The sequence below is a fragment of the Leucobacter sp. UCMA 4100 genome (assembly GCF_027853335.1).
Classification (GTDB): domain Bacteria; phylum Actinomycetota; class Actinomycetes; order Actinomycetales; family Microbacteriaceae; genus Leucobacter_A.
Genome location: NZ_JAFEUS010000002.1, coordinates 429,553 through 452,530, shown reverse-complemented (window position 1 = coordinate 452,530; position 22,978 = coordinate 429,553). Strand labels below are relative to the sequence as shown.

Below are 22,978 nucleotides of genomic sequence, written 5' to 3'. Positions count from 1 at the left end.
AGAAGGAGTAACAAGTGATTCAGCAGGAATCCCGACTCAAGGTAGCCGATAACACCGGCGCAAAGGAGTTGCTCACGATTCGCGTTCTCGGCGGCTCAGGTCGTCGCTACGCAGGTCTTGGCGACACCATCGTTGCTACGGTCAAAGATGCTATTCCTGGCGGCAACGTCAAGAAGGGCGATGTCGTTAAGGCAGTTATCGTTCGCACGAAGAAGGAAACCCGTCGTGTTGACGGGTCGTACATCAGCTTCGATGAGAACGCTGCTGTCATTCTTAAGGCAGACGGTGAGCCACGCGGCACCCGTATCTTTGGCCCCGTAGGCCGCGAGCTTCGTGACAAGAAGTTCATGAAGATCGTTTCACTCGCACCGGAGGTGATCTAGTCCATGGGCTCGAAGATCAAGAAGGGCGACCTCGTAGAGGTCATCTCAGGCCCGTCGCAGGACCGCGGTGGCTACCGCGGCAAGCAGGGCCTCGTCATCGAGGTTCTGACCGACTCAGATCGCGTGATCGTTGAGGGCGTTAACTACGTCACCAAGCACGTGAAGGTCGGTCAGTCACAGCGCGGCGCAAAGGAAGGCGGTCTCGAAACTCACGAGGCGCCGATCCACGTGTCAAACGTTGCACTCGTTGATCCCGAAACGAAGAAGCCGACCCGCGTTGGCTTCCGCGTCGAAGAGGTTGAGAAGAACGGTGTGAAGAAGACCGTTCGTGTTCGCTTCGCGAAGAAGTCTGGGAAGGACATCTAATGGCAGAGCAGACTGCTGCAGTGGCTGGCAAAATCCAGCCGCGTCTCAAGCAGAAGTACCGCGCTGATATTGTTCCCGCGCTCCAGAAGGAGTTCGGTTACAACAACGTCATGCAGGTTCCACGTATCGTCAAGATCGTTGTGAACTCGGGCGTTGGCGAAGCGGCACGCGACAGCAAGGTTATCGAGGGCGCGATCAACGATCTCACCCTCATCACCGGTCAGAAGCCGATGGTAACCAAGGCTCGCAAGTCGATCGCTCAGTTCAAGCTGCGCGAGGGCCAGGCAATTGGTGCACACGTCACCATGCGTGGCGATCGCGCGTGGGAGTTCATGGACCGTCTCGTATCGCTGGCACTGCCGCGTATTCGTGACTTCCGTGGTCTTTCACCCAAGCAGTTCGACGGAAACGGTAACTACACCTTCGGTTTGACCGAACAGAGTGTATTTCACGAGATCGATCAGGATAAGATTGATCGCGTGCGCGGTTTCGACATCACTGTCGTTACCACCGCGAAGTCGGATGAGGAAGGACGCGCTCTCCTGCGAGAGCTCGGCTTCCCGTTCAAGCAAGACGCGTAAATAGTTCACCATGACGGTCAGGATCGGGCAGGCTTCGGCCTGCCCGACACTGGCGTCTGGACAGCTGCCTCGTGCAGCTGGTCCTGGCCGCTCATGAACCACCCAGGTCGTCTCCCGTGTACGGGTCGACGAAACCAGGCGAGAAAGAAGACACATCATGACGATGACAGATCCGGTAGCAGACTTGCTTACCAGACTGCGCAACGCCAACTCGGCGTACCACGATGAGGTCTCTGTTCCTGGCTCCAAACTCAAGGAGCGCATTGCAGATATCCTCAAGCGTGAAGGCTACATTTCAGGCTGGAAGGTTGAAGACGCTCGCGTCGGCACCAACCTCACCCTCACGCTGAAGTACGGCCCGAACCGTTCACGTTCGATTGAAGGCATTAAGCGCGTTTCAAAGCCCGGCCTCCGGGTATACGCGCGTTCAACCGAGGTGCCAACGGTACTCGGTGGCCTGGGAATCGCAATCCTGTCAACCTCTTCAGGGCTCCTCACGGACCGTGAAGCCGAGCAGAAGGGCGTAGGCGGGGAAGTTCTCGCTTACGTTTGGTAGGGGGCTCTCATGTCACGTATTGGAAAGCTTCCTATCGGAGTTCCCGGTAGCGTAACGGTAACCATCAATGGTCAGGACGTCACTGTGAAGGGCCCCAAGGGCGAACTCTCACACACCGTTCCTGCTCCCATTACGGTTGCACTCGAAGATGGGCAGATCACTGTCAGCCGCCCGAACGACGAGCGTGAATCACGTTCGCTGCACGGCCTGACTCGTACCCTGCTCAACAACATCATCATCGGCGTCACCGAGGGCTACGCAAAGTCGCTCGAGGTTGTCGGCACCGGTTACCGTGTCCAGGCGAAGGGGCAGGGCCTCGAGCTCGCCCTCGGCTTCTCACACCCGGTCCAGTTCGATGCACCCGCGGGCATCACCATCGAGGTCGAAGGCAACAACAAGATCACGGTTCGCGGCATTGACAAGCAGGCTGTAGGCGAAACCGCAGCAAACATTCGTAAGCTCCGCAAGCCAGAACCCTACAAGGGCAAGGGCGTGCGTTACGAAGGCGAACAGGTTCGTCGCAAGGCTGGAAAGGCTGGTAAGTAATCATGGCCGGATCAATGACTCGCGCCAAGGGCCGTGCAGCGGCACGTATTCGCCGCCACGCACGCCTGCGCAAAAAGATTGTTGGCACCACCGAGCGCCCCCGTCTCGTCGTAACCCGCTCATCACGTCACGTGTTTGTGCAGGTTGTTGATGATGCAAAGGGCCACACCATTGCATACGCCTCGACCATGGAGGCTGACCTCCGTGCATTCGACGGCGACAAGACCGCTAAGGCACGCAAGGTTGGCGAGCTCGTTGGCGCACGCGCGAAGGATGCAGGAATTGTTTCTGTTGTCTTCGACCGTGGCGGCAGCAAGTACGCGGGCCGCGTTGCAGCGGTTGCTGACGGAGCCCGAGAGGTAGGGCTGAGCCTGTGAGCGAGAATCAGAAGGAGCAGCAAGTGACTGCAGAGCCACAGAACGAGGCAGCGGAAGGCCAGAACCAGGCCCAGGAACACCGCAACGAACCTCGCGAAGCACGCCGTGGCAGCCGCGATCGCGGCACCCGTGGTGAGCGTGGCGCTCGTGATCGTAACGAGAGCCAGTTCCTCGAGCGCGTTGTAACGATCAACCGCGTTTCAAAGGTTGTTAAGGGTGGTCGTCGCTTTAGCTTCACCGCTCTCGTCGTCGTAGGCGACGGTAACGGCATGGTTGGCGTTGGCTACGGAAAGGCGAAGGAAGTTCCCCTCGCAATTTCGAAGGGCGTCGAAGAGGCGAAGAAGAACTTCTTCCGCGTTCCTCGCGTCGGCAGCACCATCCCGCACCCAGTTCAGGGTGAGGCCGCAGCAGGCGTTGTTCTGCTTCGTCCCGCAGCAGCCGGTACCGGTGTTATCGCCGGTGGCCCTGTTCGTGCAGTTCTTGAGTGCGCAGGCATTCACGACGTACTTTCAAAGTCACTCGGTTCATCGAACACGCTCAACATCGTGCACGCAACCGTCGCAGCTCTCCAGCTTCTGGAAGAGCCTCGCGCGGTCGCAGCTCGCCGTGGGCTTGACTTTGATCAGGTGGCGCCCGCACGCATCGTTCGCGCAGAGGCCAAGGCCGCTGCAGAGCGTGCTGAACAGGCAAAGGCAGGTGCGTAAGCATGGCTAAAAACCTCAAAATTACCCAGATCAAGTCGGTAATCAGTGAGAAGCAGAACCAGCGTGACACGCTGCGTAGCTTGGGTCTCAAGCGCATCGGCCAGACGGTCGTTCGCGAAGATACCCTCGCAAACCGCGGCTACGTGCGCACTGTTGCTCACCTCGTTGAAGTTGAGGAGATCGACTAATGACCGAAGAGAAGAAGCCAGCGGCCAAGAAGGCCGCCCAGGCAGAGGAGCAGAACGTGCAGCTTTTGAAGATGCACCACCTCCGTCCCGCACCCGGCTCAAAGCCCACCAAGACCCGTGTTGGTCGCGGTGAAGCTTCGAAGGGTAAGACCGCAGGCCGCGGTACCAAGGGTACGAAGGCTCGCTACCAGGTTCGCGCTGGCTTTGAGGGTGGGCAGATGCCACTGCACATGCGCACCCCGAAGCTCCGCGGGTTCAAGAACCCCTTCCGCACCGAGTACCAGGTTGTGAACCTGGCGAAGCTCGCCGAGCTCTACCCACAGGGTGGCGACGTGACTATCGATGACCTCGTTGCAAAGGGCGCAGTTCGCAAGAACCAGCCCGTGAAGGTTCTCGGCACCGGTGACATCCAGGTCAAGCTGAACATCTCAGTTGACAAGGTGTCGGCATCTGCAGCAGAGAAGATTGCTGCAGCTGGCGGTAGCGTTAACTAATTTGGTTTAGGCCAGCGAACGGCCCCCGTGCGAAAGCGTCGGGGGCCGTTTTGCGTATAACGAAACTTTTCGAGAGTGAAACGGGTGGGGTAGTGTAAGATAAGTATTTGGTCGTGTGTCTATTTTCACGGTCCTCATTTCCCCCACCCAGGAGGCAGCTGTTGTTTAGCGCCATTCGACGCATCATGAAAACGCCAGATCTCAGGCGTAAGATCATGTTCACACTCAGCATTATTGTGCTGTTCAGGTTCGGCTCTTTTATTCCGACGCCCTATGTGAGCTTTGACAATGTCCAGATGTGTCTCGCAGCAAACCAGTCTGCGCAAGAGACCGCGGGTCTCTACCAAATGGTCAACCTGTTTAGCGGTGGAGCGCTCTTGCAGCTCTCGATCTTCGCGCTCGGCATCATGCCGTACATTACGGCCTCGATTATCACGCAGTTGCTGCGTGTTGTGATTCCTCACTTCGAGACGCTTCACAAGGAAGGCCAGGCTGGCCAGGCGCGACTCACCCAGTACACGCGTTACCTCACGATTGGTCTCGCGATTCTGCAGTCAACGACGCTCATCACCGTGGCACGCTCAGGCATGCTCTTCGGCCAGAGCAACGAGATTGCATGTCAGAACCTCGTGTCGCAAGAGTGGTACGCAATGCTCATCATGATTCTCGTGATGACCGCGGGTACCGGCCTCATCATGTGGTTCGGTGAGCTCATCACCGAGCGCGGTGTGGGCAACGGCATGTCGCTCCTCATCTTCACGTCAATCGCGGCTACCTTCCCAAGCGCCCTGTGGCAGATCAAGGTTGCCAAGGGCTGGGAGGTCTTCTTCTTCGTGCTGGCAGTCGGCATGATCGTCGTCGCGGCAGTGGTCTTTGTCGAGCAGTCGCAGCGTCGTATTCCGGTCCAGTACGCGAAGCGCGTCGTTGGCCGTCGAACCTACGGTGGTTCGAACACCTACATTCCCATCAAGGTGAACATGGCTGGCGTGATCCCCGTGATCTTCGCTTCGTCACTGCTCTACCTGCCCATGTTGCTGACGCAGTTCAACCAGCCAGCAGCTGGTGAAGAGCCCAAGGGTTGGGTTGTGTGGATCTCACAGAACCTCATGCAGGGCGACCAGCCTCTCTACATGCTGGTCTTCTTCCTGCTCATCATTGGCTTTACCTTCTTCTACGTCCAGATCACGTTTAACCCTGACGAGGTTGCAGACAACATGAAGAAGTACGGCGGCTTTGTTCCTGGCATTCGTGCGGGCAAGCCAACCGCTGATTACCTCCAGTACGTGCTCTCGCGCATCACGAGTGCCGGCTCACTGTACCTCGGTATCATCGCTCTTATTCCGCTCGTTGCACTGTCATTCTTTGGCGCAAACGCAAACTTCCCGTTCGGCGGAGCCTCGATTCTTATTATCGTTGGCGTCGGCCTTGACACGGTGAAGCAGATTGATGCTCAGCTGCAGCAACGACACTATGAAGGACTCCTCAAGTAATGACCGCTCGTCTTCTTATCATTGGCCCTCCCGGAGCGGGAAAGGGCACTCAGGCTACACAGATCGCAACGACCTTCGAAATTCCTGCAATCTCGACCGGAGATATCTTCCGTGCGAACATCAAGGGCCAGACAGAACTCGGCAAGCGTGTTCAGCAGATCATCGAGTCAGGCGAGCTGGTTCCAGACGCTCTGACGAACGAGATCGTAGCGGATCGCCTTCAGCAAGATGATGCCAAGAACGGCTTCTTGCTCGATGGTTACCCCCGTACTGTCGATCAGGTGCACGCGCTCGATGCGATGCTCGCACCCGTGAACGCGAAGCTTGATGCTGTTGTTCTGCTCGAGGCAGACACCGATGAGGTCGTCGCTCGCTTGCTCAACCGTGCACAGCTCGAGGGGCGTGCAGACGACACCGAAGAGGTCATTCGCCACCGCCAGGAGGTCTATGCCGAGCAAACCGCTCCGCTCATTCATCTCTTCAGCGAGCGCGGTATCCTTGTCGCTGTCGACGGTCTCGGCACCGTCGAAGAAGTCGCTAATCGTATTAACACAGCTCTCGAAGGGGTGCTTTCCTAGCTCGTTATGGCTCGTAACATTCTGCGTAAATCGTTCTACAAATCTCCTGCCCAGCTCCGGCTCATGATCGAGCCGGGCAAGGCGACAGGGGCGGCACTTGCGGCCATGAAACGAGAAATCAAGGTTGGCATGACCACCCTTGAGCTCGATGCCATCGCAGAGCAGGCCATTCGTGACCTCGGTGGCGAGCCAAACTTTATGCTCGAGCCTGGCTACCGCCACACGATTTGCGCGAGCGTGAACGAGCATGTCGTGCACGGCATCCCGAATGACCGCCCGCTCGAGCCAGGCGACATGGTCTCGCTCGATGTCGGAGCGATTATCAAGGGCTGGAACGGCGATGCGGCGATTACCGTCGTGCTCCCCGATCCCGAGCGTCCTGAGCGCACTGAGCGTCAACAAAAGCTCAGCCAGGTGACCCATGACGCGATGTGGCACGGTATCGCACAGCTCGCGCACGGAACCCACCTCAATGAGGTCGGTGACGCGATTGCCAAGCATGTCCGTAAGGTCAGCGACTTTGGAATCGTTGAAGACTACATTGGGCACGGTATCGGCCGGAAGATGCACGAGGCTCCGCCCGTGTTTAACTACCCGGTGAACTTTGCGGGCCCAGAAATCAAGCCAGGGTTGTGCGTCGCAATCGAGCCAATCATTTCAGAGGGTCGTCCCGAAACGATCGTGCTCGATGATGACTGGACCGTCGCGATGGCCGATGGCAAGATGAGCTGCCAGTGGGAGCAGACGGTCGCCGTTCATAAAGACGGTATCTGGGTTCTCACCGCCGAAGACGGCGGGGCAGCGGGCCTGAAGCCCTTCGGGATTACCCCCGTTCCCATCGCCTAGCGAGGGAACTTCTCATAGCGACTGGACAAGTACCGGCCGCTAGGTCTATTATAGATCTTTGGTGGATTATGTATGCTCGCGCATGCGTATCCGCACGACCAGCATCGTTGAACAAGTGATAGTGAGGCTATGGCCAAGCAAGATCGTCCCAAGAAGCAAAAAGAAGGCGTTATTGAGCTCGAGGGCCGCGTCGTCGAGGCGCTTCCCAATGCCCAGTTCCGCGTCGAATTGACGAATGGACACCTCGTTCTTGCACACATCTCAGGGAAAATGCGTCAGCACTACATTCGCATTCTTCCCGAAGATCGGGTGCTTGTAGAGCTCACGCCCTATGACCTGACCCGTGGTCGCATCACTTACCGCTACAAGTAACGACGGCTGAGAAGTAACGGCTCATGAACCTCATGAGTACGAGGACAGCGAATACCAAGGATTCCACATGAAGGTAAAGCCCAGCGTTAAGAAGATCTGCGATAACTGCAAGGTGATTCGCCGTCACGGTCGCGTGATGGTCATCTGCGAGAACCCGCGTCACAAGCAGCGCCAGGGTTAGTAATGTGCGCTCCTCGCGCACACATTACAACCAATAAATGAATATACATGTGCACCTCAGAACCCGCCTCGGCGGGGGACACCCTGGGTTGGAGGCCCAGGCTCCATGGTGCGCACCACACCTCCAATACATAGAGGAGAGCCACACATGGCACGTCTCGCAGGAGTAGACATTCCGCGCGACAAACGCGTAGAAATCGCACTCACGTACATTTATGGCGTGGGTCGCACCAGTGCAAAGCAGACGCTCGAGGCAACCGGTATTGACGCAAACATCCGCGTCAAGGACCTGACCGACGAGCAGCTCGTTCAGCTTCGCGACTACATCAACGAAAACTTCAAGGTCGAAGGTGATCTTCGCCGTGAGGTGCAGGCCGACATTCGCCGCAAGGTTGAGGTTGGTAGCTACCAGGGTCTGCGTCACCGCAAGGGCCTTCCCGTGCACGGTCAGCGCACGAAGACGAACGCTCGTACCCGCAAGGGGCCGAAGCGCACCGTTGCCGGTAAGAAGAAGTAGAACCCTTAGGCTTTCAGGAGTACAGCACACATGGCTAATCCATCATCAGTGCGCAAACCGCGCCGCAAGGATAAAAAGAATATCGTTCAGGGCCAGGCCCACATCAAGTCGACGTTCAACAACACCATCGTTTCGATCACTGATCCGAGCGGTGCAGTTGTCAGCTGGGCGTCGTCAGGTGGCGTTGGCTTCAAGGGTTCACGTAAGTCAACCCCGTTTGCCGCCCAGCTTGCTGCAGAATCAGCAGCTCGCAAGGCGCAGGAATTCGGCATGAAGAAGGTTGACGTTTTCGTGAAGGGCCCCGGCTCAGGTCGCGAAACCGCAATTCGTTCGCTTCAGGCTGCAGGCCTCGAGGTTGGGTCAATCAACGACGTGACGCCACAGGCTCACAACGGTTGCCGCCCACCCAAGCGTCGCCGCGTCTAACGTGCATAGCACGCGTTCGGGTTTCGGCCCGAACGCGTTTCCTCCCGCTTTTCAACCGTTTTCAAGAGTCATATAGCGGACTCTGAACGAAAGGAAATACATCGTGCTCATTGCACAGCGACCAACACTCACCGAAGAGCCCATCTCAGAGTTCCGTTCACGTTTCGTGATCGAACCCCTCGAGCCGGGCTTCGGTTACACCCTTGGCAACTCGCTTCGTCGTACCCTTCTCTCTTCAATTCCTGGCGCGTCGGTGACGAGCGTTCGGTTTGAGGGAGTCGCACACGAGTTCACCACGATTCCCGGCGTGACCGAAGACGTGACTGAAATTATCCTGAACATCAAGGATCTCGTTGTATCGAGCGAGCACGACGAGCCGATCACCGCTTACCTTCGTAAGACCGGTTCGGGCGAAGTTACCGCTGCCGATATCTCAGCGCCTGCCGGCGTCGAGGTACACAACCCCGAGCTCGTTATTGCGACGCTCGGCGAAGATGCGCAGTTCGAGCTTGAGCTCACGATCGAGCGTGGCCGCGGCTACGTCTCGGCAAACCAGAACCGTCAAGAAGACGCAGAGGTTGGCCGTATTCCGGTTGACTCGATTTACTCACCCGTTCTCAAAGTGACCTACCGTGTCGAGGCAACTCGTGCCGGTGAGCGCACTGACTTCGACCGCCTCGTGGTCGACGTTGAGAGCAAGCCAGCGATCAGCCCCCGCGATGCAGTTGCATCAGCAGGCGCGACGCTCGTTGAACTCTTCGGCCTTGCCCGTGAGCTCAACACGCAGGCTGAGGGTGTTGAGATCGGGCCAGCCCCGGTTGAGCAGGTTGTTGACGGCGAACTCATGGTCCCGATCGAAGATCTCGACCTCTCGGTTCGCAGCTACAACTGCTTGAAGCGTGAAGGCATCAACACAGTTTCAGAGCTTGTTGCACTCTCAGAGGGCCAGCTCATGAACATTCGTAACTTTGGCCAGAAGTCAGTGTTCGAGGTACGCGACAAGCTCCAGGAGATGGGGCTCTCGCTGAAGGACACCGTCCCCGGTTTTGACGGGGCGAACTTCTACAGCTACGAAGAAGACAACAACTAACTGTTTGTCAGCCACGCTGACGTAAACATCTACGGAGAACATCATGGCAAAGCCCAGCAAGGGTCCACGTCTCGGGGGCGGCCCAGCCCACGAGCGTCTTCTGCTCAACAACATGGCGGCTCAGCTCTTCACTCACAAGAGCATTCAGACCACCGAGACCAAGGCAAAGCGTCTTCAGCCCGTGGCTGAGCGACTCATCACCTTCGCAAAGCGCGGCGACCTGGCAGCACGCCGTCGCGTTCTGCGCCAGATCGGTGATCAGACGGTCGTTCACGAGCTCTTCACTGAGATCGCGCCCCTCGTTGAGGAGCGTCAGGGCGGCTACACTCGCATCATCAAGACCGGCTACCGCAAGGGCGACAACGCTCCCATGGCGGTTATCGAGCTCGTTCTCGAGCCCGTACAGCCCAAGGTGAAGGCGAAGAAGGCAGCTCCCGCTGAAGCGGCAGCTCCTGAGGTCGTCGAAGAGACCGCGGTAGAAGAAGCACCCGCTGAAGAGGTTCAGGTAGAGGAAGCAGCCGAAGAGAAGGCTGAGTAACTCTCTCGAACTCGAGTGTGAGGGGCGGTAGCGAAAGCTACCGCCCCTTTTGCATACCCAGGGCGGGAGCATCGAAAGACCATGCAGGTTCCTGGCAGCGACACCGTGCGGTGACGTGCTGCAGCGGGAGAGCTAGCGGGAGCGGTGCCAAGGGCCGCGATCCGCCTTGGTTTCCGGTTAGCGGCGGGGAACTCCGAAACCGATGCGTTCATCTTGCGCATTGAGCTCATCGATTGCGTTGGCGATCGCCGTGGCGTAGACCTCGCCGCCCTCGGGGTGGGGGTGCACGAGGTCACCAGCGAGCAGCTCGGGGTGGGGGGCAATGCTGCCGTTCCAGTCGGCGACGACAACACCGCGGTGCTCGTCTGCGAAGGCAGTGAGCTGCTCATTGACCTCGGGAACCCACCAGCGGTCGGCGTAAGCATTGACGAGAATGATGCGGCGTTTTTCGGCGATCTGGGCGATGGCGGTGAGATCATCGTCAGAGATAGGCCCGTTGGTGCCAAGACCGATCACGAGAATGGGGCGCAGCGAGCCAGCCTGTGCGAGCTCTTCGACGTACCAGACGGCATAGCCGAGCCCGCGTGAAACTTCGGCGTCAATGTCGACACCGGCGAAGGCGTCGCTGAGCTCGGGAGCACTCGCGAGCATGACCGAGTCGCCGACGGCGGTGAGGTCGAGCCCGTGATTGAGCTGTTGTGGGGTTGTTTCTGCGGCAGCGGTAGCGTCGTCGGTAGCGCCATCAGTCGGGGGGCTCTTCTTGGCCTCTGGGCCCGCTTGAAAAGCGTCTGCAGGGGCTTGCGCGTCTGCATTTGGCTGCGTGCCCTCTGCCCCTTGAGGGGCTGACTGGGTCGCCTCGCGACCACGCTCGATTGCTTCCTCGCTACTCGTGCGGTTAGGCGCGGTGAGAAGCGCGCCACCGACGAGCGGCACGGCGAGAAACGTGATGCTAAAGACCGTGAGAGCCCTGCGTTTGGTGACTGGCCGTGACATGCGGCCAGCGAGGGCGCCCCAGAAAGCGTTCCACGAGGTGCGCAGGCCATAGCGCCGAATAGGGGTCTCGACGAACCGGTATGAGAGGCCTGCGGCCGCGAGGGTGATGACGAGGGTCACCACGCCGATGACCCAAACTGGCGTGGTGAGACCTGCAGCAGGTCCGAGTGATTGCCGCACGAGCAGCAGCACAGGCCAATGCCAGAGATATATGCCGTATGATCGCTCACCGATGTATGCGAGTGGGCGCATGTCGAGTACACGCGCGAGTGGGGCACCCGGCCTCGTCACCGCCGCGACGGTCACGAGCGCTGCGAGCGTGGCGAGCTGGAAGCCGCCCTCGAAGCTCTCGGCAGAGCCCTCGACGAGGGTGAGGCTGAGCCACATGAAGCAGCTAAGGCCCGCGACCACGATCACGGTATTCACGATGGCCTGAGGCCTCGTGAGCGAGGCGGGGGCGGCGGCATTCATGCGCGGCCGGTGGAGCAGGGCGGAGAGGGCTACGCCGAAGAGCAACCCGAACACGTGCGAGTCTGAGCCGAAGTAAATGCGGGTCGCGTCGACGCCCGCGAGGCTGTAATGCCACATGAGCCAGGCTGATCCGGCCCCGAGCAGCGTGAACACCGTGACCACGAGCACCTTGCGCGAGCGGCGCAACAGCACGATGAGTACGAGCGGTAGCAAGAGGTAGAACTGCTCTTCGATCGCGAGCGACCAGGCGTTACGTAGGAGTTCAGGGGTGTCTTGCGCGAAGTAGTCGGTGCCGAAGGCGATGAAGACCCAGTTCGAAACAAACAACAGGGCGCCAATGACCTGCTGACGTATGTGATACAGCAGGTCGCCGCCGACGATGAAGCTCGCGGCGGTTGTGACGGCAACGACGAGGCCGAGGGCTGGCAGGAGGCGTCTCGCGCGCCGCCGCCAGAAGTCGGCGAGGTTGATGTGCCCCTTGCTATCGTGCTCACGCATGAGCAGCGTCGCGATGAGAAAGCCTGAGATCGCGAAAAAGACGTCAACGCCGAGAAAACCGCCGGGCATGAGGGGCGGGAAGAGGTGGTAGACAAGCACGAGACCCACCGCGATGGCGCGAAGACCGTCGAGGCCGCCGAGCCGCTGCTGGCGTTTGGTGTCGTGCATTCTTGGGCGGATCCTTCGTAGCTCGGCCCCACGCTTGGCGGTAGAGTGGGGCTATTGTGCAACGATTCATCATACGCGAAAGAGGTGCGAGGCATGCGGGCAGACGGTCAGGTTCGGTTGAGAATTGACCTCGCCTACGATGGCACGCACTTTTCGGGCTGGGCCAAGCAACCCGGACTGCGCACGGTGCAGGGCGAGCTTGAACGGGCGATCGCTATGGTCGTGCGCAGAGAACCTGACGAGGTCACCGTGACGGTTGCGGGAAGGACCGACGCCGGGGTGCACGCGACGGGCCAGACCTGCCACGTCGAGGTGACTGAGGTCGAGTGCGCAAAGCTTGCCGGCAGGAGCGCGAGTGTCGGGGGAGCGGCACGCAAGCTGAACGGCGCGCTCAAGCGCTTTGACGCGGGCGACCTCATCGTTCATGCCGTGAATCTCGCGCCGGAGGGGTTCGACGCGAGATTTGCTGCGCTCTCGCGAACCTATGAATACCTCGTGTCGCCGAGGGGAGTGCCCGTTAACCCGCTGCTGCGTCACTGCGTTGTTGCGCTCGGCGACGAGATCGATGTTGATGCGACCCGAACAGCATCGCTCACGCTCCTTGGCCTCCAGGACTTCACGAGCTTTTGCAAGGCGCGCGAGGGCTCAACTGCCGTGCGCACGCTCATTGACTTTACGTGGGCCGAACGTGCCGACGGGGTGCTCGCCGCAACGATTCACGCCGACGCCTTCTGCCACTCGATGGTGCGCTCGCTCGTTGGCGGGGTGCTCGCGGTGGGGGCTGGCAAGCTGACGGTTGATCAGCTGCAGCAGCTCACGGCCGAACGGAAGCGCTCGAGCAGCATCCCGGTCATGCCTGCGCACGGCCTTACGCTCGTCGGCGTGGAGTACCCCGAAGATGCCGGGCTCGCGGCACGGGCTGCGGTGACGCGTGCGAGGCGCGATCCGCTAGCCTCGGAAATTCTCGGCTGAGCACGTGGGTGGCGGTTTCGGGCGGTGGCGGTTTCGGCCGCGCGCTGAGGTTTGGGCCGCGCGCGGGGATCCACTTGACGAAAAGCAGGGTGTTGGGGCGAAAACACCCTGCTTTTCGTCAAGTAAACGCGAAATCGGCGTGCAGCGGCGAGACCGCGCCGAGCAGCTCGCGGCCGCGGCACCGCGTGTGCTAGAGTTGTTCGTTGGTATGCGTATCAAAATGCATACTGTGAATGTTGAGACCTCCGCAGGTGCTTTTTCTCTCGAGAGAAATCGCCATGGAGTGGGATACACGAACACCTCCATTCCGACAAGAAAGCAGTATTGTGACTACCACATACACGCCCAAAGCCGCAGACGTGACTCACGACTGGCTCGTGATTGACGCTACTGACGTTGTGCTCGGCCGCCTCGCTTCGCAGGCAGCAGCACTGCTGCGCGGCAAGCACAAGACCACCTTCGCACCCCACATGGACATGGGCGACCACGTCATCATTGTGAACGCCGAAAAGGTTGTGCTCACCAACAACAAGGCCGCTACCAAGCGCGCCTACCGTCACTCGGGTTACCCCGGTGGCCTGCGTTCAGTGACCTACACGCAGCTGCTCGACGAAAACCCGGAGCGCGCCATTGAGAAGGCGATCCGCGGCATGCTTCCTAAGAACAAGCTCGGTGCACAGATCATCAAGAAGCTGAAGGTTTACCAGGGTGCTGAGCACCCACACGCTGCTCAGCAGCCGACCCAGTACACCATTTCTCAGGTCGCGCAGTAGTCGCGCCGTCATCGATCAAGATTAAGGAAAACAACGTGACTACCGAAGAAACCGTAGTAGCCGAGAGCTACACCACCGAGACGCCTGCTGAGGCAGCTGTCGCTTCAACCCCTCGCCCCGCGCTCACCGTGGCTGGCGCAGGCGTTGGCCGTCGCAAGCAGGCTGTTGCCCGTGCACGCGTTACCCCGGGTTCAGGCACCATCACGGTCAACGGCCGTGAGCTCTCAGAGTACTTCCCGAACAAGCTGCACCAGCAGCTCATCAACGACCCCTTCACGGTGCTCGAGCTCGCAGGCGCATACGACGTCGTCGCGATCATCGACGGCGGCGGCCCCTCGGGCCAGGCAGGCGCACTGCGTCTCGCCATCGCTCGCGCCCTGAACGAGATCGACGTTGAGCACAACCGTCCTTCGCTCAAGAAGGCCGGCTTCCTCAGCCGCGACGCTCGTATCAAGGAACGCAAGAAGGCCGGCCTCAAGAAGGCACGTAAGGCTCCACAGTACTCGAAGCGCTAACCACGCGTCGGAGTGCAGACATGGTACGACTTTTTGGTACCGATGGTGTGAGGGGGCTGGCTGGCGTCGATGTGACCGCCGAGCTGGCCCTCCACCTCGCACACGCAGCGGCTCTCGTGCTCGGGCGGAATGCCCGGGCCGAGAGCCGTCGTGCTACTGCCGTCGTTGCGCGTGACCCCCGTGTTTCGGGAGAGTTCATTGCGGCGGCAGTCGCGTCAGGCCTCGCAGCAGCGGGCGTTGACGTGCTCGAAGCCGGAGTGATTCCGACCCCCGCAGCCGCATATCTCGTGGCCGATACCGGGGCCGACTTCGGTGTCATGATTTCGGCATCGCACAACCCAGCACCCGATAATGGCATTAAGTTCTTTGCCGAGGGCGGTAAGAAGCTGGCCGACGATGTCGAAGACGAGATCGAGGCGGCAATGGCCGGCCCGCTCGTGGGCACGACCGGCCGTGAGGTTGGCCGCATTCGTCGCTTCGCCGATGCTGAAGATCGCTACCTCGTACACCTTCTTGGAACCCTCGAAGGGCTGAGCCTCGAGGGCGTTCACGTTGCGCTCGACTGCGCCCACGGCGCCGCTGCAGGTATTTCACCCGATGTGTTTCACGCGGCTGGTGCGAAGGTGACCGTGATCGGGAACGATCCCGATGGCTTCAACATCAACGACGGCATTGGCTCGACACACCTCGAACAGCTCATCGAAACGGTGAAGCAGTCGGGGGCTGACCTCGGTATTGCGCACGATGGCGATGCAGACCGCTGCCTCGCGATCGATGGCGACGGTAACGTGGTCGATGGTGACAAGATCATGGCGATTCTGGCGCTCTCGATGTCGCAGCGCGGCAAGCTTGCTGAGAACACGCTCGTCGCGACCGTGATGAGCAACCTTGGTCTGAAGCTCGCGATGGCCGATAATGGCATTGACGTCGTGCAAACGAACGTCGGCGACCGATACGTGCTTGAGTCGATCAACGAGCACGGCTATACGCTCGGTGGCGAGCAATCGGGTCACGTCATCATGAGCGACTACGCGACGACCGGCGACGGCATTCTCACCGGGCTGCACCTCGCGGCCGAGGTAGTTCGCTCTGGTAAGACGCTCGGGCAGCTCGCAGAATGCATGACGGTGTATCCGCAGGTGCTCGTGAATGTTCGCGGCGTCGACCGCACGCGTGTGCACGGTGACGAGTTGCTTGGCCAGGCTATCTACCAGGCTGAGGCGGCGCTCGCGGGGCAGGGGCGCGTGCTCCTGCGGCCCTCGGGAACCGAGCCCGTCGTGCGTGTCATGGTTGAGGCGGCGACACAGGAAGTCGCCGAGCAGCTCGCAAACGATCTCGCGCAGGTCGTGAAAGAGCGCCTCGCAATCTAGCAGTCAACGACAAAAGCCCGCGATCACCGGTTTGGTGGCCGCGGGCTTTTTTGATGCGGATCGCGCCCGCCCTACGGGAGCATGCGCAGTACTGCGAGTTGCGCCACGGTGAGCACCGCGAATATCACGAGCAGGAGTACCACGGTAAGCGCTGGCCGATCGCGCCAAAAGCGGTGCCTTCGGGCTCGCGTGAAGGCATACAGCGCGATGGCGAGTGCGAGCGCTAGTGTGCCGATAAAGGGGTTCTCGGGGATGCCGGTGTTCACGAAGTGCTGAAGCACGGTGTGCCCGAGCGAAATCGCGGCAACAATGAGCAGGGCAGCGATGACCGGGGCGGCGGGGGTGGAACGAAGCAAGCCACGCTCGCCCTGCGTCGCTGTTCGTTGCTCCTCAGTGGTCATCACGGCACTCTCCCCTCAGTCGTCTGTAGTCGCCTGGGCACTCATTCCAGGCTTGCACGGGAGCGCCAAGGGGTCAAAGGGGCCGCTCAAGGCCGCAACTACAGCTTGCGCAGGAGCACCTTGTTCACGCGATGATCGCGGCCCTTGCGCAACACCAACGATGCGCGTGCCCTGGTGGGCCGAATGTTCTCGACGAGGTTTGGCTCGTTAATGCCACGCCAAAATTCCTTCGAGAGGGCTCGGGCCTCGTCGTTGCTGAGACCCGCGAAGCGTTTGAAGTGGGAGTTGGGGTCGCTAAACGCCTGGTCCTTGAGATTCAAGAAACGCTCGGTGAACCAGTGTTCGATGTCGGCTGTTCGCGCGTCAACGTAAATCGAGAAGTCGAAGAGGTCGCTCACCGAGATTGGGTGCTCGTTTGAGGCCGGCTGCAAGACGTTGAGTCCTTCGACGATGAGAATGTCTGGCTGCTTCACGACGGTGTGCTCGCCAGGAACGATGTCGTAGATGAGGTGGTCGTAGTGCGGCACCACTGCCTCGGCAGCACCGCTCTTGACCTGCGTGACGAAGCGCAGCAGGTTCTTGCGGTCGTATGACTCTGGAAAGCCTTTGCGGTGTGCGATACCCCGGCGCTCGAGCTCAGCGTTCGAGTAGAGAAAACCGTCGGTCGTGATGAGCTGCACGTGGGGGGTCTCGGGCCATCTCGCAAGCAGATCGCGAAGAATGCGGGCAACGGTCGACTTGCCGACGGCGACCGAGCCGGCGATGCCAATCACGTAGGGGGTTTTCTTGTCTTCGAGTTGCAGAAACTGGCGGGTGCGCTGGTGCATCTCGTAGGCGCCGATTGCGTACTGATTGATGAGGCGTGAGATGGGTCGATAGATTTCAGTGACTTCGGTGAGGTCGAGGCTCACCCCGAGCCCTCTGAAGGCTTCGATCTCGCTCTCGGTGAGCGGCATCGGGGTTTCGCCAGCGAGCCGCGCCCATTCGTCGCGTTTGATTTCAATAAAGGGTGACACGTCACTGTGTTTGACAATGGCTGTGGTGTCAGTATTTAGCCCAGACATAGTGCTTCTATCGTGCCACATGCTTCCTGACATCGCGCACTCGTTACCGAGCCGATAAACTGTTGGCATGCATGCCGAACCCTCGTCTTCTGCCGTGCCACACGCGGCTGTGGCAGGAATTGGGGTAGACACGGTCGATATTCAACGCTTTGAGAAACAGCTGGCGCGAACCCCCGCTCTGCGCGAGCGGCTCTTCACCCCAGACGAGCGAGAGATACCGACCCGTTCACTCGCGGCCCGTTTCGCCGCAAAAGAGGCGCTGATCAAAGCCCTGGGGGGCTCTGAGGGCATTAACTGGCACGACCTTGAGGTGCTCCGGGTACGCGGTGAGAAGCCTGCCTTCTCAGCGACCCCGGAGCTCGTCGCAGTGCTGGGCGAGCGAGGTTATGCATGGCCGCACCTATCACTCACCCACGACGGTGGGGTGGCAACGGCCTTTGTGATTATTGAATACGGTAGGAAAGAGAGATAGCCATGACCGGCAGCGCACTGCGCACCGCAGAAGTTTCACTCGACGCGATTCGTCACAACGTGCAGTTCATTAAGAACCGCACGGGGGGCAACGTGATCATCGTGGTGAAAGCCAACGCATATGGCCACGGCGCGGTTCCCGTTGGGCAAGCCGCCCTCGAAGCGGGCGCGACGATGCTCGGTGTAGCCGACCTCTCAGAGGCCTACGCGCTGCGCGATGGCGGCATCACCGCCCCGGTGCTGTGCTGGATTCACGGGCCTTCGAGCGACTTCGACGAGGTCGTTGCCCGAGATATTACGCTCGCAATCGGTTTTGAATCTCAGCTTGAGCGCCTCGCTGCGGCTGCGGCGAAAGCTGGCAAGGTTGCTGAGCTGCACCTGAAGCTTGACACCGGACTCAGCCGTAATGGCGCCTCACCCGAAGACTGGCCATCACTCTTTGCGCGCGCGAAGCAGCTTGAAAACGAAGGCCTGGTCAAGGTGCGTGGCATGTTCACACACATCTCGAACACCAACGACACCGAAGACCGCCTGCAGCAGGAGCAGTTCGAGCGCGCGATCGTCGCGCTCCGTGAAGCGGGCATCGAGCCCGAATACTTGCACATGGCTTCGAGCGCCGCGACGCTCACCTCACCGCACCTCTATTACAACACCGTGCGCGTGGGGTTGCTCACCTACGGGCTGAGCCCCTTCGACGACCAGACCTCGGCAGAGATCGGGCTGCGGCCGGCGATGACCCTGCGGGCGCAGGTGGCGGCGATCCGCGATGTTGAAGCTGGCGCCGGCGTCTCGTACGGCTACATCTATCGAGTGCCGAGCGCAACGCGTCTCGCGCTCGTTCCGGTCGGCTACGCCGACGGGCTTCGTCGCGCGCTGAGCGGTGCTGGGGCGAGCGCCGTTATTCGAGGCAAGCGTTGCCCGATCGTGGGGCGCATCAGCATGGACCAGTTCTTGATGAACCTTGAACCGCTCGGTGACGAGGCCGCTGAGATCGATCTTGGCGAGCCGGTCACGCTGTTCGGCGACCCAGAGCAGGGAGCGCCCTCGATGGACGAGTGGGCCGCATTCGCCGACACGATCAACTACGAGATCGCCACCGGCATCGGCGTTCGCGTGGCACGCGAGTGGGTTGAAACCGAGTAATGCAACAGGCGACCTGGCGGCATGAAGCCGAGATTGCGACCCCCGAGGCCATGCACGACCTCGGGGTCGCGATCGGCGAGACCCTCAAAGCGGGCGACGTGGTGATGCTCACCGGCGCGCTCGGTGCGGGCAAGACCACCCTCACCCGAGGCATCGGGGAGGGAATGGGCGTGCGCGGTCAGGTGACGAGCCCTACGTTTGTGCTTGCGAGAACGCATCCGTCGCTGAGGGGCGGTCCCGAGCTCGTGCACGTTGACGCTTATCGGCTCGGCGGGCCCGAAGAGCTCGACGATCTCGATCTCGACTTCGAACACGCGGCCGTGGTCATTGAGTGGGGCAAGGGCATGATCGACGATCTGCCGAACCTGCTCGAGATCACGCTCACCAGGCAAACCGGCGCAGAGGTTGAGACGGGCGAAGAAGCAATCGAAGCTCGCGGCATACTCTTCGAGGGGTACGGCGAGCGGTGGAAAGAAGGAATCACGTGGTAGTCGAGATCGCAGCTCAAGAGACTGGCGGGCACGTGCTCGTTGCGTTCGACTCGTCACTCGGCTCGAGCGTTGCGGTGTGCCGCGACGGGCGGGTGTGGCAAGCGTCGAGCGACGACCCCAGGGGGCACGCAGAGGTCATCGGCACGTTGCTCGACGAGAGCCTCAAGGCGGCCGGCGTGAACCCGAAAGATGTGACGGGTGTGGTCTCGGGCGTTGGCCCCGGCCCCTTCACCGGGTTGCGCGTCGGCATTGCCGCGGCGCAGACCTTCGCGCTCGGTGTCGCGGCACCACTTCTGCCGGTGAAGAGCCACGACGCTGCCGCGCTCGAGGTACTCGAAACCGGGGCAGCGGCCTCGGTCAGGGTCGTGCAAGACGCGAAGCGACGAGAACTGTTTGTGAGCGACTATGCCGCGCTCGACTGGGCTGGGGTTCCCGTGCTCACCGGCGGGCCACGCATTGAAGCCCGCGAGGGCTACGAGCCAGCCGAGCACGAGGTGTGGCCCGAGCGAGTCTCGGCCGCCAAGCTGCTCCAGGTTGCGGCTAGGCGTCTCGCGGCAGGAGCCGCGTTCGAAGCTCCCGAAGCGCTCTACCTGCGCCAGCCAGACGTCAAGGCACCCGCCGCGGTGAAGCGGGTCTCTTCGTGACGACCGACAGTACCGAGCTTGTGTGGCGCGACGCGACGAGCGACGACGCCACGGCCATCGCACTGCTCGAGCGTGAGCTCTTCGGCTCGACGGCTTGGCCCCAGGAGATGGTTCGTGAAGAACTCGAGGGGCCATACCGCGCATACACCGTGATCGAGCACGAGGGCAGTATCGTCGCTTACGGTGGCGTGCTCTCGGTCGGCGGCGACGGTGACGTGCAAACCATCGCGGTCACCGAGTCATACCGGGGCCGCGGGCTCGGTAAGCAGCTCCTTCACCGGCTGCTGCGAGACGCGGTTGCCCTCGGTGCCACCCGCGTGTTTCTCGAGGTGCGGGCCGACAACCCCGTCGCGATCACCCTGTACGAGCGTTCGGGCTTCGAACACATCGGGGTTCGGCGCGGGTACTACCAGCCAGACAATATTGACGCACTGATCATGTGCAACCGTACGCTTCAGGAGGCGAGCGAGTGACTACTCAACCGCAGCAACCACTCATTCTCGGCATCGAGACGAGCTGTGATGAGACCGGCATCGGTATTGTTCGGGGCACGACACTGCTCGCCAATACGGTCGCCTCATCGATGGAGCAGCACGCTCGATTCGGCGGCGTGGTTCCCGAGGTCGCTGCCCGCGCACACCTCGAGGCGATGACCCCGACGATCGAACAAGCGCTCGCCGAAGCCGGCGTGACCCTCGACGAGCTCGATGGGATCGCGGTCACGGCAGGTCCAGGTCTCGCCGGCGCCCTCATGGTTGGTGTTTCGGCGGCGAAGGCGCTCGCGCTCGCGACCGGCAAACCACTCTACGGCGTCAACCACCTCGTGGGGCACGTTGGCGCAGACCTCATCGACTCAGCCGAGACCCCGGCCGAGTTTCCCACCGTCGCGCTGCTCGTTTCTGGTGGGCACACCTCTCTGCTGCTCGTGCGTGACCTCGTGAGCGACGTCGAACTCCTCGGTGAAACGATTGACGATGCGGCAGGCGAAGCCTTCGACAAGGTCGCAAGGCTGCTCGGGCTGCCGTACCCCGGCGGGCCGCACATCGACCGGGTAGCCGCCGAGGGCGACCCGACCGCGATCCGCTTTCCTCGCGGCCTCACCCTGCCCAAAGACCTCGAACGCCATCGGTATGACTTCTCGTTCTCGGGGCTCAAGACCGCGGTCGCGCGTTGGGTCGAAAAAGCCACCGACGAGGGAACCGAGGTTCCCGTGGCCGACGTCGCCGCGAGTTTTCGAGAGGCGGTCGCCGACGTGCTCACGCAGAAGGCTATCGCCGCTTGCAAGGCGCATGGCGTGCCGCGGCTGCTGCTCGGAGGCGGCGTCGCCGCCAATGCTCGCGTGCGTGAGCTCGCCGCTGAGCGTGCCGAGGCAAACGGGATCGAGTTGCGCGTGCCACCGCTCTCGCTCTGCACCGATAACGGTGCCATGATCGCGTTTCTCGGCGCTCAGCTTGTCGCTGCGGGCAAGGAACCCTCGGGTCTTGCGTTCGGAGCCGACTCGACCCTGCCGGTGACCGACATTCAGGTGTAGTGCGGGCCTAGTGTGTGGGCACGCGCTCGACGAGAAAGGTCACGTGCCGCTCGCCGATGCGCGTCATGACGATCGTCGCGCTCTGCGACCCCTTAAGCTTCAGGCGCTTGCGCAGTTCGGCCGGGTCGACTGCGACGCCGCGCTTCTTGATCTCGACCGTGCCGACATCGAGTTCGGTCAGGGCGCGTTTCAGCTGCTTCTCTTTCGAGGGCAGCTCGTCGATGACTCGAAACGCGCTCGCGAACGGGGTAGGGGTCAGGTGATCGGCGACCATATACGCAATGTGCTCGTCGAGCATCGTGGCGTCGAGCCGCTCTGCGAGCAGCCCGATGAGTCTTGCGCGGATCACGGCGCCATCGGGCTCATAGAGATACTCTCGCACGCCGCTAATTCCCGCGTCGAGCGAGTCAGCAGGGGCGCTCAGTTCGTTGCGTTCGATCGCTGCGCCACGATCTGAGAAGAGCAGGGCTGAGCGGCGGTTCTCGCCAGAGCGGGTGGCTCCGAACCAGAGAGCCGTCTCGACGACGCTGCCGTTGACCGAGACCCACTGCGCCTCGGCTTCTTCGGGAATGAGCTCTCGTTCGAAGCCAGGGCCGAGTTTGATGCCCGTGGGGAGAGTGGAGGCGACGCTAAACGCGTTCGTCAACGACGGTGAGTAATCATCGGGCGAGGCGATTCGTCGCGTGTCGCGGTGCCCGGCGGTGCGCCGGGCGGGGTCGAAGAACGCCGCATCTGAACCGCCCGGCCCGAGCAGCTCTGCATCTCCGGTGATGACCTCGTGTGAGGCCCGAGCGCCCGCAGCCGAGAGGTTGTGCGCTGCGAGTTTGGCGGTGAAAGGGTCAATCTCGACGGCCCGCACGTTCATGCCGGCGTTGAGGAAGGCGAGAGATTCGGCGCCGAGCCCGCAGCCAAGGTCGCTCACGCTCGTGGCTCCGGCCCGAACGAAGCGCGCTGCGTGTTCACGGGCGACAACGTCACGACTTGCCTGTTCGAGGCCAGCCTGGGTGAACAGCATGTTCTTTGCGGCGTCACCAAACTTGGCGGCCGCTTTTTCGCGCAACTGCACCTGTGTGAGGGCGGCTGCGACGACATCGCCTGCATGCCCGTCTTTGCGGAGGGTCAGGCCGATGCGATCGAGGCTCTCACCGCGGGCATGCATTGCGGTTGCCTCGGCGATAAGAGAGTGCCCGGCCCCGGAAAGGAGATTCTCCCATCCGGGGTCGGGCGTTGAAGTGCGCACG

Annotated in this window: 32 protein-coding genes; 28 read left to right on the top strand and 4 right to left on the bottom strand. The window is 61.1% G+C overall.

What is annotated here, in order from left to right:
• The first annotated feature begins 14 nt into the window (after positions 1–14).
• The 18 genes from rplN (at position 15) to rplQ (ending at position 10,232) form a co-directional block, all read left to right on the top strand.
• The gene (gene rplN, locus JSO19_RS02335) at positions 15–383 is read left to right on the top strand and encodes a 50S ribosomal protein L14 (protein ID WP_217131633.1); all 369 of its coding nucleotides are present in this window, start codon (positions 15–17) and stop codon (positions 381–383) included.
• A 3-nt stretch (positions 384–386) separates the two neighbouring features.
• The gene (gene rplX, locus JSO19_RS02330) at positions 387–749 is read left to right on the top strand and encodes a 50S ribosomal protein L24 (protein ID WP_217131635.1); all 363 of its coding nucleotides are present in this window, start codon (positions 387–389) and stop codon (positions 747–749) included.
• Complete coding sequence (gene rplE, locus JSO19_RS02325; RefSeq protein WP_217131637.1) at positions 749–1,330, top strand: 50S ribosomal protein L5; 582 nt, start codon at positions 749–751, stop codon at positions 1,328–1,330. The genes rplX and rplE overlap by 1 nt, the downstream gene beginning before the upstream one ends.
• A gap of 157 nt (positions 1,331–1,487) precedes the next feature.
• Positions 1,488–1,886, top strand: coding sequence for a 30S ribosomal protein S8 (gene rpsH / locus JSO19_RS02320; protein ID WP_270909513.1), 399 nt, complete (start codon positions 1,488–1,490; stop codon positions 1,884–1,886).
• 9 nt (positions 1,887–1,895) lie between these two features.
• Positions 1,896–2,432 carry a 50S ribosomal protein L6 gene (gene rplF, locus JSO19_RS02315; RefSeq protein ID WP_270909512.1) on the top strand — a complete coding sequence of 179 codons (537 nt, stop codon included), beginning with the start codon at positions 1,896–1,898 and terminating at the stop codon, positions 2,430–2,432.
• Positions 2,433–2,434: 2 nt separating this feature from the next.
• On the top strand, positions 2,435–2,809 hold the full coding sequence (gene rplR / locus JSO19_RS02310; protein ID WP_270909511.1) for a 50S ribosomal protein L18: 375 nt from the start codon (positions 2,435–2,437) through the stop codon (positions 2,807–2,809).
• Positions 2,806–3,513, top strand: coding sequence for a 30S ribosomal protein S5 (gene rpsE / locus JSO19_RS02305; RefSeq protein WP_270909510.1), 708 nt, complete (start codon positions 2,806–2,808; stop codon positions 3,511–3,513). The genes rplR and rpsE overlap by 4 nt, the downstream gene beginning before the upstream one ends.
• A 2-nt stretch (positions 3,514–3,515) precedes the next feature.
• Positions 3,516–3,701, top strand: a complete 186-nt coding sequence (rpmD, locus tag JSO19_RS02300; RefSeq protein ID WP_217131647.1) for a 50S ribosomal protein L30 — start codon at positions 3,516–3,518, stop codon at positions 3,699–3,701.
• On the top strand, positions 3,701–4,195 hold the full coding sequence (gene rplO, locus JSO19_RS02295; protein ID WP_217131649.1) for a 50S ribosomal protein L15: 495 nt from the start codon (positions 3,701–3,703) through the stop codon (positions 4,193–4,195). The genes rpmD and rplO overlap by 1 nt, the downstream gene beginning before the upstream one ends.
• A gap of 161 nt (positions 4,196–4,356) precedes the next feature.
• Positions 4,357–5,685 carry a preprotein translocase subunit SecY gene (gene secY, locus JSO19_RS02290; protein WP_217131650.1) on the top strand — a complete coding sequence of 443 codons (1,329 nt, stop codon included), beginning with the start codon at positions 4,357–4,359 and terminating at the stop codon, positions 5,683–5,685.
• Positions 5,685–6,263: an adenylate kinase gene (locus JSO19_RS02285; RefSeq protein ID WP_270909509.1), complete on the top strand. Its 579-nt coding sequence runs from the start codon at positions 5,685–5,687 to the stop codon at positions 6,261–6,263. The genes secY and JSO19_RS02285 overlap by 1 nt, the downstream gene beginning before the upstream one ends.
• A gap of 6 nt (positions 6,264–6,269) precedes the next feature.
• Positions 6,270–7,109 carry a type I methionyl aminopeptidase gene (map, locus tag JSO19_RS02280; protein ID WP_270909508.1) on the top strand — a complete coding sequence of 280 codons (840 nt, stop codon included), beginning with the start codon at positions 6,270–6,272 and terminating at the stop codon, positions 7,107–7,109.
• A 129-nt stretch (positions 7,110–7,238) separates the two neighbouring features.
• Positions 7,239–7,481, top strand: a complete 243-nt coding sequence (gene infA, locus JSO19_RS02275; protein WP_217131653.1) for a translation initiation factor IF-1 — start codon at positions 7,239–7,241, stop codon at positions 7,479–7,481.
• A 67-nt stretch (positions 7,482–7,548) separates the two neighbouring features.
• Positions 7,549–7,662: a 50S ribosomal protein L36 gene (gene rpmJ, locus JSO19_RS02270; protein WP_005987264.1), complete on the top strand. Its 114-nt coding sequence runs from the start codon at positions 7,549–7,551 to the stop codon at positions 7,660–7,662.
• 147 nt (positions 7,663–7,809) lie between these two features.
• Positions 7,810–8,178: a 30S ribosomal protein S13 gene (gene rpsM / locus JSO19_RS02265; RefSeq protein WP_217131654.1), complete on the top strand. Its 369-nt coding sequence runs from the start codon at positions 7,810–7,812 to the stop codon at positions 8,176–8,178.
• 30 nt (positions 8,179–8,208) lie between these two features.
• Positions 8,209–8,604, top strand: coding sequence for a 30S ribosomal protein S11 (gene rpsK / locus JSO19_RS02260; protein ID WP_217131655.1), 396 nt, complete (start codon positions 8,209–8,211; stop codon positions 8,602–8,604).
• A gap of 103 nt (positions 8,605–8,707) precedes the next feature.
• Positions 8,708–9,694 (top strand): DNA-directed RNA polymerase subunit alpha, encoded by a 987-nt coding sequence (locus JSO19_RS02255; RefSeq protein ID WP_217131657.1) that lies wholly within the window; start codon positions 8,708–8,710, stop codon positions 9,692–9,694.
• A 43-nt stretch (positions 9,695–9,737) separates the two neighbouring features.
• Entirely contained in the window at positions 9,738–10,232 is a 495-nt protein-coding gene (gene rplQ, locus JSO19_RS02250; protein WP_270909507.1) for a 50S ribosomal protein L17, read from the top strand.
• Between the two features lie 177 nt (positions 10,233–10,409).
• On the opposite strand, the gene JSO19_RS02245 is transcribed toward rplQ, so the two are convergent.
• Entirely contained in the window at positions 10,410–12,362 is a 1,953-nt protein-coding gene (locus tag JSO19_RS02245; protein WP_270909506.1) for an acyltransferase family protein, read from the bottom strand.
• 54 nt (positions 12,363–12,416) lie between these two features.
• Between JSO19_RS02245 and truA the strand changes: the two genes are divergently transcribed.
• From truA to glmM, 4 genes are all read left to right on the top strand, one after another.
• Positions 12,417–13,334: a tRNA pseudouridine(38-40) synthase TruA gene (truA, locus tag JSO19_RS02240; RefSeq protein WP_270909505.1), complete on the top strand. Its 918-nt coding sequence runs from the start codon at positions 12,417–12,419 to the stop codon at positions 13,332–13,334.
• A 326-nt stretch (positions 13,335–13,660) separates the two neighbouring features.
• Positions 13,661–14,107, top strand: a complete 447-nt coding sequence (gene rplM / locus JSO19_RS02235; protein WP_270909504.1) for a 50S ribosomal protein L13 — start codon at positions 13,661–13,663, stop codon at positions 14,105–14,107.
• Between the two features lie 35 nt (positions 14,108–14,142).
• A complete protein-coding gene (gene rpsI, locus JSO19_RS02230) occupies positions 14,143–14,622 on the top strand; it encodes a 30S ribosomal protein S9 (protein WP_270909503.1) in 480 nt (159 codons plus the stop codon).
• Between the two features lie 20 nt (positions 14,623–14,642).
• Entirely contained in the window at positions 14,643–15,992 is a 1,350-nt protein-coding gene (gene glmM, locus JSO19_RS02225; protein WP_270909502.1) for a phosphoglucosamine mutase, read from the top strand.
• A gap of 71 nt (positions 15,993–16,063) precedes the next feature.
• Here glmM and JSO19_RS02220 read toward each other — a convergent pair whose 3' ends face one another.
• A complete protein-coding gene (locus JSO19_RS02220) occupies positions 16,064–16,396 on the bottom strand; it encodes a hypothetical protein (RefSeq protein ID WP_270909501.1) in 333 nt (110 codons plus the stop codon).
• A gap of 95 nt (positions 16,397–16,491) precedes the next feature.
• Positions 16,492–17,457, bottom strand: coding sequence for a type I pantothenate kinase (gene coaA / locus JSO19_RS02215; RefSeq protein ID WP_270909500.1), 966 nt, complete (start codon positions 17,455–17,457; stop codon positions 16,492–16,494).
• A gap of 67 nt (positions 17,458–17,524) precedes the next feature.
• On the opposite strand from coaA, the gene JSO19_RS02210 reads away from it, so the two are divergent.
• The 6 genes from JSO19_RS02210 to tsaD are packed head-to-tail and all read left to right on the top strand — an operon-like array spanning position 17,525 to position 21,737.
• Entirely contained in the window at positions 17,525–17,929 is a 405-nt protein-coding gene (locus JSO19_RS02210) for a holo-ACP synthase (RefSeq protein ID WP_270909499.1), read from the top strand.
• 2 nt (positions 17,930–17,931) lie between these two features.
• Complete coding sequence (alr, locus tag JSO19_RS02205) at positions 17,932–19,071, top strand: alanine racemase (RefSeq protein ID WP_270909498.1); 1,140 nt, start codon at positions 17,932–17,934, stop codon at positions 19,069–19,071.
• Positions 19,071–19,562: a tRNA (adenosine(37)-N6)-threonylcarbamoyltransferase complex ATPase subunit type 1 TsaE gene (gene tsaE, locus JSO19_RS02200; RefSeq protein ID WP_270909497.1), complete on the top strand. Its 492-nt coding sequence runs from the start codon at positions 19,071–19,073 to the stop codon at positions 19,560–19,562. Before alr ends, tsaE begins: the two co-directional genes overlap by 1 nt.
• Entirely contained in the window at positions 19,556–20,206 is a 651-nt protein-coding gene (tsaB, locus tag JSO19_RS02195; RefSeq protein ID WP_270909496.1) for a tRNA (adenosine(37)-N6)-threonylcarbamoyltransferase complex dimerization subunit type 1 TsaB, read from the top strand. The genes tsaE and tsaB overlap by 7 nt, the downstream gene beginning before the upstream one ends.
• The gene (gene rimI / locus JSO19_RS02190; RefSeq protein ID WP_270909495.1) at positions 20,203–20,679 is read left to right on the top strand and encodes a ribosomal protein S18-alanine N-acetyltransferase; all 477 of its coding nucleotides are present in this window, start codon (positions 20,203–20,205) and stop codon (positions 20,677–20,679) included. Before tsaB ends, rimI begins: the two co-directional genes overlap by 4 nt.
• Positions 20,676–21,737, top strand: coding sequence for a tRNA (adenosine(37)-N6)-threonylcarbamoyltransferase complex transferase subunit TsaD (gene tsaD / locus JSO19_RS02185; RefSeq protein ID WP_270909494.1), 1,062 nt, complete (start codon positions 20,676–20,678; stop codon positions 21,735–21,737). The genes rimI and tsaD overlap by 4 nt, the downstream gene beginning before the upstream one ends.
• Before the next feature lie 7 nt (positions 21,738–21,744).
• On the opposite strand, the gene JSO19_RS02180 is transcribed toward tsaD, so the two are convergent.
• Positions 21,745–22,977 (bottom strand): THUMP-like domain-containing protein, encoded by a 1,233-nt coding sequence (locus JSO19_RS02180; RefSeq protein ID WP_270909493.1) that lies wholly within the window; start codon positions 22,975–22,977, stop codon positions 21,745–21,747.
• Position 22,978 lies beyond the last annotated feature (1 nt).